General features: G+C 41.7%; 10 protein-coding genes. 1 reads left to right on the top strand and 9 read right to left on the bottom strand.

Annotated features, from left to right (window positions below):
• Nucleotides 1-115 precede the first annotated feature (115 nt).
• The gene (locus tag F6K64_RS31445; RefSeq protein WP_287267430.1) at nt 116-976 is read left to right on the top strand and encodes a S1 family peptidase; all 861 of its coding nucleotides are present in this window, start codon (nt 116-118) and stop codon (nt 974-976) included.
• 22 nt (nt 977-998) lie between these two features.
• On the opposite strand, the gene F6K64_RS31450 is transcribed toward F6K64_RS31445, so the two are convergent.
• The 9 genes from F6K64_RS31450 to F6K64_RS31490 all read right to left on the bottom strand — a co-directional run bounded on the left by F6K64_RS31450 (nt 999) and on the right by F6K64_RS31490 (nt 14206).
• On the bottom strand, nt 999-1733 hold the full coding sequence (locus F6K64_RS31450; RefSeq protein WP_287267433.1) for a hypothetical protein: 735 nt from the start codon (nt 1731-1733) through the stop codon (nt 999-1001).
• A gap of 72 nt (nt 1734-1805) precedes the next feature.
• Nucleotides 1806-3452, bottom strand: coding sequence for a formylglycine-generating enzyme family protein (locus F6K64_RS31455; protein WP_287267435.1), 1647 nt, complete (start codon nt 3450-3452; stop codon nt 1806-1808).
• A gap of 2 nt (nt 3453-3454) precedes the next feature.
• Nucleotides 3455-5200 carry a Calx-beta domain-containing protein gene (locus F6K64_RS31460; protein ID WP_287267437.1) on the bottom strand — a complete coding sequence of 582 codons (1746 nt, stop codon included), beginning with the start codon at nt 5198-5200 and terminating at the stop codon, nt 3455-3457.
• Nucleotides 5197-6150 carry an AAA family ATPase gene (locus F6K64_RS31465; RefSeq protein ID WP_287267439.1) on the bottom strand — a complete coding sequence of 318 codons (954 nt, stop codon included), beginning with the start codon at nt 6148-6150 and terminating at the stop codon, nt 5197-5199. The genes F6K64_RS31460 and F6K64_RS31465 overlap by 4 nt, the downstream gene beginning before the upstream one ends.
• A complete protein-coding gene (locus tag F6K64_RS31470; RefSeq protein ID WP_287267440.1) occupies nt 6135-7163 on the bottom strand; it encodes a hypothetical protein in 1029 nt (342 codons plus the stop codon). The genes F6K64_RS31465 and F6K64_RS31470 overlap by 16 nt, the downstream gene beginning before the upstream one ends.
• A 214-nt stretch (nt 7164-7377) precedes the next feature.
• Complete coding sequence (locus F6K64_RS31475; RefSeq protein ID WP_287267441.1) at nt 7378-10509, bottom strand: nSTAND1 domain-containing NTPase; 3132 nt, start codon at nt 10507-10509, stop codon at nt 7378-7380.
• A 96-nt stretch (nt 10510-10605) separates the two neighbouring features.
• A complete protein-coding gene (locus tag F6K64_RS31480; protein ID WP_287267443.1) occupies nt 10606-11478 on the bottom strand; it encodes a hypothetical protein in 873 nt (290 codons plus the stop codon).
• A 205-nt stretch (nt 11479-11683) separates the two neighbouring features.
• Nucleotides 11684-13492 carry a GGDEF domain-containing response regulator gene (locus F6K64_RS31485; protein WP_008179388.1) on the bottom strand — a complete coding sequence of 603 codons (1809 nt, stop codon included), beginning with the start codon at nt 13490-13492 and terminating at the stop codon, nt 11684-11686.
• Nucleotides 13493-13963: 471 nt separating this feature from the next.
• On the bottom strand, nt 13964-14206 hold the full coding sequence (locus F6K64_RS31490; protein ID WP_131826933.1) for a hypothetical protein: 243 nt from the start codon (nt 14204-14206) through the stop codon (nt 13964-13966).
• Nucleotides 14207-14313: the final 107 nt, after the last annotated feature.

The raw sequence follows: 14313 nt of genomic DNA on the forward strand, positions 1-14313 counted from the left end.
TAGCAATCTTTTTGTTTGTTTAGGATTTTTTTGGATGTAGTTCCAAGTGTAGCTCATGGTTTTTGAGGTTGATAAAAGTGATTAATTTTATCTTATTTTACCATAAGTTTGTTTTTTGGAGAGGTCTATTGTTAGAATTTATCATAGCAATGGCGCAGTTGTGGGAGCAGGATTTTTAGCATCTAACGGCTATTTGCTAACCTGTGCTCATGTCATTACTGAAGCCTTGGGAATTTTACAAACTACTCAAGACGCTCCTAGTGAACCCATTAACTTGGATTTTCCCTTGATTGCTCCCGGTCAGAAACTAACCGCTAGTGTGGTGTTTTGGAAACCTGTTTCGGACACTGAAGTAATTGAAGATATTGCTGGCTTAAGGCTCAATAGTAAATTACCTGATTCCGCTCAACCAGTGCATTTAGTGACAGCCGAGGATTTGTGGAACCATTTGATTAGGGTTTTTGGCTTTCCCAAAGGGCATGATCATGGGGTATGGGCATCGGCAGTATTGCGAGACAAAAATGCCAAAGGCTGGCTACAGATAGAAGATATTAAAGTGCCTGGGTATCAAGTTGAGCCAGGATTTAGCGGTGCTCCTGTGTGGGATGAGGAGTTAGCAGGAGTGGTGGGAATGGCAGTAGCAGCAGAGAAGCGTAGAGAGAATGTTAAAGCCGGATTTTTAGTTCCTACTCAGGTTTTGAATCAATTTTGGTCTGAATTACCGCAATTGGGGCAAATTTTGACGAATTATAAACCATTAACACCTCGAAAGCGTCGTCGCCTTGAGCAAAAATTGGAAGATTTACAACAGCCTTATGATAGAGTCAGAGGAAAACTCCTTACATTGCGTAACGAACGTGCTATTGCCAATGACCCTAGTACTGAATTTAAGTTAGATATGGATATAGAAAAAGAACAAGGGGAACTTGATCAACTTGAGTTGCAGATTGAGGAAATTGAAGAAAAGCTTGGTTGAATTATATAGGATTAAGCTGTAATCAGCTTTCCAAACTTTTCTGAAAATCCAAGTTAAGAAATAGCAGTATACTCCCAATGCCAATACCTATCACGATAAATTGGGGTAAGGTTTGTGAAAGTAAGGAAACCCAAAAATCGTTTAGAATAGGAATAATATTAAATAATTTACTAAAGATTGTTTGTAATCCAAAGGCAATAAGCATAACTAAAAAACTGAAGAATAATACTCTCCACCAATTACCTTTAACTATAGAGCGACTGTAAGCGAAAGCAGCTGTTCCCCTTTGGTCTCTGAGAATAAAAGCAAACCCATAGTATGCATTATTGATTGCATAAATTATACCTGGTATGATAAGTAGCAGCAATCGCAGATAAATGTTAATAAAATAACGAACACCTAGGAAGAATAGGGGAACTAGGATGGCCAATATTTTGTTGACTACACTCTGATAGCTAGTATTTCTTCCGTGAACATAATTTTCGGTAATAACTGATATGGCTATAAAATAGATATTTTGAAATATAGAAAAAACAAATAACCCAAGATAAAAGAACACCTGTAATACCAATGACAATCCTGAAGGATTATTTTGAATGGAAAATGACACAGCTAACATAATTATCATGAAAGGTAAATATATTGTAGAAAATACCAGTAGGATAGGTTTCAAGTTTTTCAGATAAACCTCAAACCCCATTGAGATTAATTCTATTAATCCGATTTTCCTACTTTGAAGTTCAGATAGAATACTCATATTGACTGTTCACTCAAAAGTTATTTATAATCAAAACGCGAAATTGCGTGTGATTTAAGCTGAATTTTCGACTTAACTAGACAAAGCGACTCGCAAACCAATGGTGAGAATCCTGTTTTCAGGAGAAACACCATTGCGATAACCAGAACGACACACGTTTGGAATGTCAATCCAAGACCCACCTCTGATCACTCGATTTGACGCTCTATAATTGCTTATCCTAGCAGTTCCGTCTACGGTCGCATTGATATAGTTATCATACCAGTGGTCAGCACACCACTCCCAGACATTACCATGGAGATCCTCTAGTCCAAAGGCATTGGCTGCTTGATGAGAGCCAACTTCCGTTGTCTGTTGACTAAAATAGTAATAACGCTTTGGTCCAGAACGGTATTCTTGAGTGCCATCATAAGTTGCTACTTTGGGAGAAATGGTTTCACCAAAGTGAAAAGGAGTAGCTGTGCCAGCACGACAGGCATATTCCCATTCTGCTTCACTGGGTAAGCGATAGGGTCTACCTGTTTGTAGTTGCAAGCGTTCACAAAACTCAATTGCCTCGAACCAGGTAACCCCTTCTACTGGCAGGTTTTCACCTGGGAAGCGTGAGGGAGCAGGTGGTAAATCAATCCTAACTTTATCTGTCCTGGCAATAGCTTTCCACTGCGCCTGATTCACAGGAAATCTACTCAAGAAAAATGGAGCAACGTTAACTAGATGTTGAGGTTTTTCTCGATAGTCTCCCTCTTTCTCGGGTGAGCCCATTTGAAATTCCCCTCCTGGGATCTGCACCATTTCCAATACACTTAAACTATGCTCTCCCAGTTGTTCATAAAAAACGTCTGCCTGACCCCAATAACAATTGATCACCCATTTTGAACCCAATCCCATAAATCTAGGTTGTTTAATCAGTTCAGCCATTTCAAACTCCAATGGATGTAAGGAAGGAGGATGGACTTTAACAGTATTAATAGTCCAAACTGACTTCTCAAATTCTGGAATAGGTAAAGTCACTCCTGCCACTACTAGGCAATTATTGGGGGTTGGCAACTGGTCAAACTTAGATGCTGCTCGTTGTTCATGGCCACGAGCCAAATCCCGCATTCCTTGCAAGTAAATTAGCAAATGCTCGAATTGCCCTTCCCTGAGGGGAGTAGCTAGTGTTTCAGCCAGCTTAGACATTCGCACCCACTCTGTTTTTTGATCTAGACTTAATTGGGTCAGTTGTAAGGCTAAGTCACGAGCTGCTGCTTCAGGAGAAATATATGCTAGGGCAGTCCACCGTTGAGCTTGAGCAATAGTCCGAACAGAATTCTTGGGACTATTCAGTTGTGGTTTTATATAAGCCAGCAGAAAATGAGCTAGCATTTTAATGCGCTGATGATTATTTCTGTTAAATCGAGGATTACTGTTGAGTTCCTCGAGCAATACATTTCGTGTTTCCAACTCCATCTCGTATAGCTCATGTCCCACTTCATGACACAGAGGGGATAGTAGTAAATCTGCCACTGCTATCCAAGGGATGTTTAAATTGTCACCTTGTATATCTTGCTGAAAGTTAGCCCACAGACAATAGAGTAGATCAGGTGTCAGAGCAATGGGAAAGGCGGCATGATATGCGAAATACAGATGTGGGTCACCAAATTTATCCCTAAAGGATTGAATTCTATGGATAATGTCTGGTGAAGCAATTTCAGTTGTAGATGCACTAGCCTGAGTCATAATTAACGGATTGATTTTCCTAATTTTTGATCCCGTCCACGCAATATCTCTATGGCTTGATCAAATCCCTGACGATTAACTTCAAACATAGGAACTAGCTTGGCAATTTCTTCAGCAGTGGTGGATTCCCAACGGTCACGGGGGAAAGGATTAAGCCAAGCAATGGGAGGTACATAGTGTTTTAACTCCTTCAGAAAAAATTTGGTGCGACGACGACGCCTAGAACTAAACTGTCCACGAGCAGCCCCGGCATCACTAAAGATTAAGCAAACTACTCGTATTTTTGGCAGTTGTGACAGACAATCTTCAATTGGTACTGCTTCTAGGTGGTATGGATCTTGGTAAAGATAGTCACTAGGACAGTTATGGAAATAATAAACCCTGACCTGATTAAAACGTCCACCTCTTGAGGCTGTATCCACCAGTGCTTGTGAGAGGTGATGAAAAGGTACCATCGAGCCATCTTGATCGATCAGTAATAAAAGCTCTATCTTATTGATGCGACGAGGTTTTACTACCGGATTGAGTAAAAAACCCTGTTGTCCAATTTGCTCTACGGTTGCTTCCAGGTCTAGTTCCGTTGGTACCCCCTCTCCCATCAAATGTCGCAGATAGCGCCACCCTTGCTTCATTTGCCGATAGGTAACCGGAAGATCGTTATTTATAATCAGGAAAGTCTCTCCCAGCTCACTCTCAGGCTGTTTGATTGCTTTGGCAACTTGTATTTCGTCAAATAGGGTCTGAATAACTTTAGGGGAAAGTTTAGCTATCGGTAAATTGGTCAGATATTCAGTATCTTCGTGATCAGAAGCACTAATTATTTGGCGCAGATTTCTCATTTTAACAACAATCAGTAGGGTCAACAAGCCTGCAATTATAATCAGACCAAGTTCCCACCAAGAACCAAACCGTTCTACTAAAGATTCTACTAAAGAATAAAACCAACCAAATAAGTCTAAATCTTCTGAATCAGTAATAGTCAACGTAGCAGTGTCTTGTGGATTTATTTTGACTTGCCCTTGAGGGTTAGTTAATCGCAGAGTAATTGGCTCATTACCCTCGTAATTTTTGTCATATAAAATAGTAATAGGAACTTCTTTTAATCCAGATTTACCATTAGCAAATGTTACATTAATAGAATTTTTTTCAAAGTCTTTAAGTGATGCTTTTATTTTTATAAAAATATCGTCTGTTTCCTCTCTAATCAATTTCCAATAATCCAATGATCGTCCTTCATAATAATCATCTGTTTCATCAATAATAATTGATGCACTGACCTCACCTCTACTTCCACCAGTACGAACAATTATAATTGTTGGATTTTTGTCATTCTCTTGTATATTGCCAAGGGAGTTAGAAAATGGAATAGTTTTAAAGCTTAAAGTACCAGGATTTTGTGGCAGTAGTGTTGACCATAAGAAAGGAATTACAATAGCTGTTACTAAGAAAGCAATAACTCCAAAAATAATGTACCAAATCCGTCGAACAGGTTTACGCTGTTTGGTATTGGCATCAATGTCTTGTCTAGTATCTTCGGGGATGAACTGGTCAAAATACTCTTGAAAGATAAGTTGATCCTGATCAGATTTAACCCAAAGGGTAGAACAAAGTTGAGCTAAGGCATTGCGGTCATCCTTACCGAAACCACCATCCACTGCTTGGAGCAACAGGTGATATTCCTCTAACCCTAAGGGTAGTCCTGCTTCTCGGAGACGATTGAATAACTCTAGCAGTGCTGGCTCATTCATTCGGTATCCTCACTTAGCCTGAGATAACTAATATGTGCTTCCCAACTCTTTAGCAATACTTCTAAATACGGAAGCGGTTTTTGGGATAATTTTCGTAATGCCTCTTCCAGAGTATCTTGCTTTAGGGCCTGAATCCAGTCCAATAACTCACTGGTACTTACTTTTTTAGTAGATCGTCCGGTTTCCTCTGCCATTAATTCACGCAATTCTAAAAATCGGGAAACGGATTTTTTGGTCAGTTGATCGGCAATATCCGGAAATCTAGCCTTGACAATCCCCACAATCTGCTCGTATTTAGGAAATTTAACGTAGTGGAATAAACACCGGCGTAGGAAAGCATCCGGTAAATCCTTCTCATCATTACTCGTGATAAAGATAATCGGTGCCGCTTTGGCACTGATTTCCATTTCTTGATCACCGACTCTCACTTCTTCAACTTTAATAATTTTTTCCTCAAGTTCTAGAAGCAAGTCATTAGGGAAATCAATATCAGCTTTATCAATTTCATCAATCAATACTACCGTAGGTTTGTCATTATTAAAGGCTCGTCCCAGTGGTCCCAGACGCACATAGGACCTTGGATCATCAAATCGTTGCTTTTCTGCCTGTGTCAAGGAACCAGACGCCGCCAATTGAGCATCCCGCAACCTGCCCACGGTATCATAGGTATAGAGTCCATCTTTGGCTCGGCTAGTTGATTTGATATACCAAGCCTCGAAAGGCAGTCCTAACTCATAGGCTACTGCGATCGCTAATTTGGTTTTACCACATCCAGGCTCACCCCTTAGTAGTAGTGGACGCTTTAAGTAAATCGCTAAATTCACTGCGTCTATTAATTCTTTGCTAGGAAGATAGGGATAAATTAGTTTGCCCTGATAGGTTTCTCCAGACTTTTTGGGTTGAACTCTACCCGTGTATTTAGGATAATCTTGATTTACAGGCGCAACCATTTTTTCTCCTGTTCATACCAATTACAGCCGCAGAGAGCACAAATTTTACGAAACGTAGGCTCTGGAATGCCTTTCTTTGCCAAAATTAGTTTAACAGTTTCCTCTTTATCAAGGGAAAGACTCTCTGGTAAATGGTCTTCTTGGTGATCGAGCCAAGTTCTAATAGTTTCGCGACCAAAGGGGATAATCTCTGGCAATTCAAAGGGAAGTCTAGTTTTAAAATCAGGTTGGTAATCAGTGACGAAAGCAATATTCCAAGACCTGACCAATCCTTGATAATCTAGAAAAAAGATTAATAACTTAAATCGACTTGGTTGATGTTGGGATATTGTTTGAACTAGCCCAGTCCATAAATTATCAATTAAATCTCTCAAATTATCTTCAATAGATTCATCGACATTGTTAAAACAGATCAAAACATGCTGTGATTGCCATAACTTTAACAATCCAGTCACAATCTCACCAGGAGAGCTTTCTTCTGCCAAACTAATTCTCCCTGCAAATTCTTCCCAAATACTGGACATATCAGTCCTTAAAGATCTTCTGTTTAGATCAATAAGGATAGTTTTACCTGCCAAGTTTCGGGCAGCATTAAATGCTAATCGATTCGCTAACCATCGTTGACCATAGTCATGGGACTTACCATGAATGAGAAATGCACCGTGAGATTCTTGATGGGTTCTGACAATTTTTTCAAATAGCTGTTGTTGCTGCCAATACCCCAACTTGAACAACACTTTATATAAGGTATCAACATTTTGAGGTTTGTTTATAGCCTGAGAATGATTGCCTCTCTGAGAGTTTTCGATTTTTTCCTCTATATCATCAAGTTCTTGTTCTATTGCTTCAAGCTTTTCTTCATATTCTTCAATGTCTTCCTCTAGCTTAAACTTCACTGCTGTATCAGTTTCAATAGCATAGCTGTTCCTGAGCCTCTTCAACTTTTTGCGTAACCTTTGATAGGTTTCTTCCAAATCTTCTTGTTTTTCCTCCAAGCGTCTAAGTGAGGGCATTCGTCACTCTCAAGATTTAGGTCTAACATAGTAGTTTTTCAACTTACTCCTGATTTTAACCGCTAGAGCAGCGATTAGTTGCGTAGGGTGCGTGATAAGACGGGCTCGCCCTCATTTTCTCGGTAGCCAGTGTTGGGACACTCCGTCCGAAAATTGTAACGGGCAAGATGCCCATTCCACCACCGTGTCAAACAACTTTAATGAGATGCACCCTTTACCTAACCCATGTCAGGCTCAATACTGCTGACCCAATCCTAATCTGATGGCTGGCTTTTTGGTTAGAGTTTGCCAATCCCTGCTTAGCCTGATCAGCTTGTTTTAGTTTTGTTATTAACTCATCTAAATTCAGTGCTGGTTGTCGTAGATAAGAAACCAGATAATCATGGAATAATTGATAGCGGTCAGCAACAGTATCGGGTACCTTAACTACCAATCCCGACTCTAATAAAATCCTTAATACCAACTCTAATTTATCAGCTTCTGTTCCTAAATAATTAGCTAACTCAGCTTTTGTCTTCAGGGGACGATTGCCTGTTTCATCTGTTATTAAATATAGCACCAGTTCCGCCACCTGCTGATTCTCTGGTCCACAATCTTCCACTACTCCAGTCACATACCGCGCCATCAATCCTGGCTTTGAACCCCGTTCCCAATAGTGTTCCAGGGTAGTAATACTTTCCGCCTGCAATTGCGCTCCTACTATCTGCAATTCCATCGGACGTACTTCCGAGAATTCCCCAGCTAAATCCTGTACCAATTCTTCAATCAAAGCTGGTTCCAGGTCAAAAGACGATTGTTTAGTTACTTGCTCAATCACGGACTTGGCATCATCTCCGGAAAAATTCCCTAAAGGATAGCGCACATGCTTACTTAATATGTCATTGCCAATAATGTCCATACTGGCCATGGGATTACCGCTACCCGACCATGGTGCGCGTTCGCACTCCAGTAAATAATGGAGATAATCCTCCCGCATCGACAGAATCACCTTAACTGACGGACTAGTAACACACTCTTCTAGGAATTCAAAAAATTGCCGTCGCTGAGCTTTATCCAGGTAAACAAAGAAAAAGTCTTCAAACTGGTCAAAAATCAGTACTGTCCGCAAATTGTGCTGTTCATTTTGCCGCAATTGCTGTATAATAGCATCTGGGCTTTGTAGAGATGTTCCATGCAATGTCTCTATATTTATTCCGGTTAATGCCTCTACCAATAACCGTCCCAATTCTTCTACCCAATTGCTATAGACTGCCATCACTACAGGCAACACATCTTCTGTACCAATTACAGTCTGTTTCAACCCTGGTACTAATCCCCCATTCACCAGAGAACTCTTGCCCACCCCGGATTTCCCATGAATCACAATTAGCCTGTAATCATTGCTTCCAATCCGTTCAATCAATCGATTGACATCCTGCTGTCGCCCAGAGTGGGCAATTTCTAGCGCTATAGTTTCTGGATTTTCATCCTCTAGGGGGGCAAGGCGTTGCGCTCCAATCAAATTTGTTGGCAAACCCACCAACTTTATCTGTTGTCGTGGCTGTAATCCACCAGCACCAATAAACCCTCCCCAACCATACTGTTGCGCTAACGATTGTTGATATTGCTTAAGTTGGAAAGCTTGGAGATACTGCCCCTGCTGGAAATAAAGCGATTTCCCTAACCGACCGCTACGCGATCGCAATCCCTGCAAAATCCGAGTGTAAAACCGAGGATTATCCTCAGGTGCAATAACCCTTGCCTGTTCTAGATGTTGGAGTGCAGCTTCAGCTTCACCTAGCCGTTGCTCAGATTGAGCTAACAGTAGTAGATACAGACTGGTTTGAAGTGAGTGCATGGTCTGGAGTGCATTGTCCTGAATGCTGACTCCTGAGTTAAGAGATGGTTTTGTGCCCTGTGTTTCCTGTGTTTCCTGTGTTTCCTCTGTGCCCTGTTCTGCAACACCAGAGGAAACTGTCGCTATCGTATCTAATGCTTTCTGAGCATTTTGCTTAGCCTCTTGCCAACGAGATTGGTTAAGAGCCACTTCTGCTAAAAATCCGTAAGCTTGGGCTTTTAGTGGTGCCAGACCTTGCGCCCCTAATAGGATTTGGCGTTGCTGTAACCCGAGGGCATTGTGAGCCAAGTGATACAAATCATCCCAATCCTCTAGGCGTTGCATCACCTCACCTAGTTGATTGATAAACTTCGTGACTAAATCATGACGATTCAACTGCTCAAACCGATCAAGACACTGCTGGAATAATCCTCTAGCATCGTTCCAATAGAGACAGTTTTCTGGTTCCCGAGACTTTTCCCCCTGCTGGAAATAACACAACCCAATGTAAAACAGGACGATTCCCTGACGCTCCAGGAATTGCTGATCAGAAACGGTAATCTCATTTACCGTAGTATCACTTCCGTTTTCTAAGTTATTTATATCCTCTAAGTTATCTAGATATTCTAAGCTATTTATATCATCTAAATTATCTAGATATTCTAAGCTATTTACATCTTCTAAGTTATCTAAATTAGATGAAGAAACATTGTTCCGACTCTCCCCATCTCCTGATCTCGTGATCTCCTGATCTCCCGATCTCTCAGTCTCTGTTTGAGCTGGTTGCCAAAATGCCAAACTTTGCTCATAGTGAGTTACTGCACTACCCAACTGATAGTTAGCATAAGCCTCTTGACCACGAAGGAATTCTATACTAGCTTTGAGAGCAGGTTCAAGGGTTTCACCGCGATGCTGTAAATCCTTCAGAGCAGCATCAATTTCCCGGTGACGTAGAATACCTATATCAGTAGGTACAAAGTATGCTATACTGTTTGATTTTAAAATATAGTCAAAGATAGCATCGGTAGTCTCTTTGAGTTCAGTAATTAAGGTTTCTGTTGCGTTCGCGTAGCGGTTCCCAAGGAACATCGCAAATTCTATCCGTGTCCCCAAACTCTCGAAATCTGGAGCAAACTGGATCAGTTGCTGCTGAACGTCATCTGTAATCCATAACACCAAGGGGAAAGGAAGATTTTTCTGAAACTCTTCGAGCACTTGATTAGTCACACTCAGCATCTGTGCTAGATTCTGCACCGATTCTAAGCCCAACACCATCACAGCACTAGGGCGTTCTTCTGCCAGTATTGACCGAATGGTGTCATAGAGCACGTTGTCCGATGGCTTAAGGGTTACGGTATTAATGTCAACCGAGCAGAGTGTTGGTAATTGCGCTACCAAACGGAAACGCACCCTGATATAATTGCAGCGGGCTAAAATCAGCTTGAACTGTCCCTGAGAGGCTTCTACTGCCGACGCCAGTTTTTTCAGGGCATGCTGATTTTCAGTTGCGATCGCATTAGATTTGTCCATCGACCAATGTAGGGTCTTCCCGCCATTCAAGTAGCCATCTCAACCCTTAACTCTAACATCCAAACTCCAAAAAGGGACGCCAAGGGCGAACCACCGTCAACCACCGATTGCTAGGATAACTGTTGCAAAGCCAGTCACACTCAGACGGTCTTCGTTATAGAAGGCAGTACGTACTACTAAATCGAGATAAACTCTAGGGCGTAATTCCCCTCGCCAACTAATCGAGTCACCCCGTTGGCGGTAAGGAGACTCTCCGGTCGGTAATCCACCCAACTGCGCACCTTGTTCAGTTTTGCCGGTATAACTCAAAGTGGTTCCAGGAATTGTTTCTCCCTGCTTGACTCGGTATAAAACTGGAACCTTGTAAACCACTAGACTGGGGTTTGTTTTGTCCGGTACCTGCGGTACCCAACCAGGTTTAGAAGATACCCCATCTACCGTTAGACTAACACTACCACCAGCTTGTAGGCGTTCCTCACTATAAACTAATACCCGTTGGTTCAGGCCCATTTCGACTCCCCTCAGAGGGCTTCCAGTCCAGTCTAGAGAGTCACCACTGCGCTTGAATGCCCGTTGTCCATTGATCAACACTTCAGCAGTTTTCTCCTCCGTCCTACTGATGTACCGAATATCAGTCCCTGGTATCAATGAACCAGCTTTCACCTCCTGCCTTACTGGTCCTTTGTAGACCAAGGTAGAGTTTGACCGAGGCTGCCGTTCCAGTAGACTGCAACTAGTCGTGGTAGGGACAACAGCCAACAGCACCGCTGTGGCAATTAGTAAACGTTTAAGCAAACTGAGTGCTGAGTTTTGAGTGCTCAGTCCATTCTCTTGAGTGCATTTTCCGGCGTTGCTGAATAATGGAATGATTTTAAGAGTTTTGTAGAATGGGCATCTTGGTGGAACTGGCATCTTGCCAGTTTCAAGAGATTTTCGCGCGGGCAGGATGCCCACTCTACTCCTATTCATTACTTGATTCAGCAACGCCCATTGTCCTGAGTGGTAAGAAGTGCTCAAGACTGAATAACCTAGTCTATGGTCAGCTCTTGCAGTGTAGGATCTGTTTTCCAAGTCAGGTTTCATGTTTAGCCTCTTTTACATCCAAGCTTGCCCCCCGATCGTCGGTGAGTATTGGGGGATACCCTTTTGCTTGTCTTAATTCCTACTATAGCGATTACCAAAACCTATCTGGCTTGGTTAACATCAAATTGGTCACCGTTTCCGCAGTGAGGGCTTCACCAAATAAGAATCCTTGTCCATATTCACAGCCTAAATCTTGCAAAATATCCTTTTGTTCTTGGGTTTCTATACCCTCAGCAATTACCTGAATTTTTAGTTTTTTAGCTAGATTTACAATCGCTTCTACCGTATCAAAATTTTTACCATTTTTTGTAAATCCTTGGCTAATAAAAGAACGAGCAATTTTAATGATATCAATTGGCAAATCATTTAGATAGGAAAACGATGAGTATCCGGTGCCAAAATCATCGATACACAATTTTATATTTCTGTCTTTGAGTTTATGCAAGATAGTGCTATCAACTGAGGCATTATCTACCAACACACTCTCAGTAATTTCCAGCTTCAAGTTCGCCCCACTCAATTCTAACGTGGTGCAGATTTGGTCAATCTGGTCAATCAGCTGGGGTTGGTTGAGTTGAATACCAGACAGATTCACACTGATACTCAAAGAAGAATAATCAGGAAACTGGTCTTGCCAAAGGCTTAACTGTTTGCAGGCTTCCCGTAAAATCCATTCACCAAGGGGGATAATTAGTCCTGTTTCTTCTGCTACCGGAATAAACTCACTAGGACTAACCTTGATGCGAGTGCGGTGCTGCCACCTGGCCAAGGCTTCAAAACCAATAGTTTTGCCGGTTGTCAGGGACACTATTGGTTGATAATTCAGATGCAATGTTTCGTATTTAATTGCCTGTTGTAAGTCGGTTTCTAACTGTAGTCGCTCAATAGCTCTCTTTTGCATACTAGGATGAAAAACTTCTGAGGCTCCTTTCCCCTCTAATTTGGCATAATACATCGCCGTATCTGCCCCTCGCAGCAAATCTTTCGGTTGCTCATACCCCATGGTACTCAGGACAATACCAATGTAGCAATTAGAAGACACAACTCGCCCATTGAGATCGAATGGGATGGAAATCTCCTGATGGATACGCTCAGCTGTCTCTTTCACCTGAGCTAAGTCTTGGATATTCGAGAGCAAAATCGCAAATTTATTCTCTCCCATCCGTGCCAATATATCCTGATCACCGATGCATTCCTGTAAGCGTTGAGCAGTAGCAACTAGGAGTTGTTCACTGAGTAGATCACCTAGACTGTATTGGATAATTCCGTAGCGACTGAGAGTCAGAGATAGCACAGCAAATACATTATCCTTCTGAGTGTTTCCAACAATTGGTTCATCCCAGCAAAGAGTTGGTATAATCGGGTATGCCATCGGTAGACATTTGCGATTGTGAGTTGGCTGTACTGGCTTAAACCACTGGCGCAGGTAGTATAAAAACAATGTCCGATTAGGCAAACCGGTTAATTCGTCATAAAACGTCAGGTCTTGTAACCTCTTGATTGCCTTCCGGTAATTTTTGCGCACCTTTGCTTCTCTTAACTCCCGCTCCACCGCCGGAACTAATCGTGCTAACTGGTGTTTAAGTAAATAGTCATGGGCTCCCGCTTTCATAGCAGCGATTGCCATATTTTCCTTAATCGAGCCGGAGACGATAATAAACGGTAAGTCTAACCCTTTTTTTTGTAAGAGTAGTAAGGCACCAATGGCGCTAAACTTAGGCATGAAGTAATCAGCAATCACAAGATCCCACCCCTTATTATCTAAGGCTTCGTTCATTGCTCCTGGTGCTTCCACTCGTTCATAAATTGCTTCGTAGCCACCATTTTTTAGTTCAACCACCAGCAACTCAGCATCATCTTCTGAGTCTTCGACAATCAAAATTCGCAGTGGTTTATTCATTGATATGTCCTATCTATTGTTCAATAAGTTTCTACTTGATTAGAAAGCTTTTGGATTATGATATTACTAATCTCATCATCTACACATTTATGGCTAATTTTTAACTCAAATCGATGTCATTACCTGAATTGGCTGGTTTTGAGGAGTATACAGAATACATAATTCAGAAATCAGGATAATAATTTAGCAAGGTTAGTGGTAGTATCAATAACGATTAGTGGATTACCAAGCAAATTTATATTAAAAATTCCTGGATGGAAAATCAATTATTATGACTACTGATTCCTGACTACTGACTCCTCAATTGCCGGATAGTTGGTTATGTCGAACTCAGGTAAGTTTAGGTTTAATCCCAACCGATAAATGGCTTCTCCTAAAGTCTCCTTAGACTAGAACTTGGTTAACACCTAGTGCTTTGTAGTGCGGATTATCCTTGAAATCTTTGCTTTGCAAAGTTGACCATAGCTAACCTTAATACTCTTGTATTCTCGGCGTTTCTGAATCAAGTAATGAATAGGAGTAGAGTGGGCATCCTGCCCGCCCGACAATATATTGAAACTGGCAAGATGCCAGTTCCACACAAGATGCCCATTCCACAGGTGCGACCCGTGGCGAATTTAATTCGCCAAGTAAGAGCGCACCTAAGCAAGATGCCCATTCCACAGGTGCGACCCAAGGCCGCGAGGGATTGCTCGCGGCCTTGGAGGCGCGCACCTACTATTAAAATCATTACATTATTAAGCAACGCCGTCTTTGGGACCAACTCGGTACATGTCATAAGCATCAAAGTAAGTGTAATACTCACAGTTTTCAAAATAAGT

Origin of the sequence: Moorena sp. SIO3A2 (assembly GCF_010672265.1) — a bacterium.
GTDB classification, from domain to species: Bacteria; Cyanobacteriota; Cyanobacteriia; order Cyanobacteriales; family Coleofasciculaceae; genus Moorena; species Moorena producens.

Bases quoted from the DNA above. Each gene is read 5' to 3' on its own strand.
- F6K64_RS31475 (WP_287267441.1), bottom strand. From the start codon at position 10,509: ATGGACAAATCTAATGCGATCGCAACTGAAAATCAGCATGCCCTGAAA.
- F6K64_RS31465 (WP_287267439.1), bottom strand. From the start codon at position 6,150: ATGGTTGCGCCTGTAAATCAAGATTATCCTAAATACACGGGTAGAGTT.
- F6K64_RS31480 (WP_287267443.1), bottom strand. From the start codon at position 11,478: ATGAATAGGAGTAGAGTGGGCATCCTGCCCGCGCGAAAATCTCTTGAA.
- F6K64_RS31460 (WP_287267437.1), bottom strand. From the start codon at position 5,200: ATGAATGAGCCAGCACTGCTAGAGTTATTCAATCGTCTCCGAGAAGCA.
- F6K64_RS31455 (WP_287267435.1), bottom strand. From the start codon at position 3,452: ATGACTCAGGCTAGTGCATCTACAACTGAAATTGCTTCACCAGACATT.
- F6K64_RS31450 (WP_287267433.1), bottom strand. From the start codon at position 1,733: ATGAGTATTCTATCTGAACTTCAAAGTAGGAAAATCGGATTAATAGAA.
- F6K64_RS31485 (WP_008179388.1), bottom strand. From the start codon at position 13,492: ATGAATAAACCACTGCGAATTTTGATTGTCGAAGACTCAGAAGATGAT.
- F6K64_RS31470 (WP_287267440.1), bottom strand. From the start codon at position 7,163: ATGCCCTCACTTAGACGCTTGGAGGAAAAACAAGAAGATTTGGAAGAA.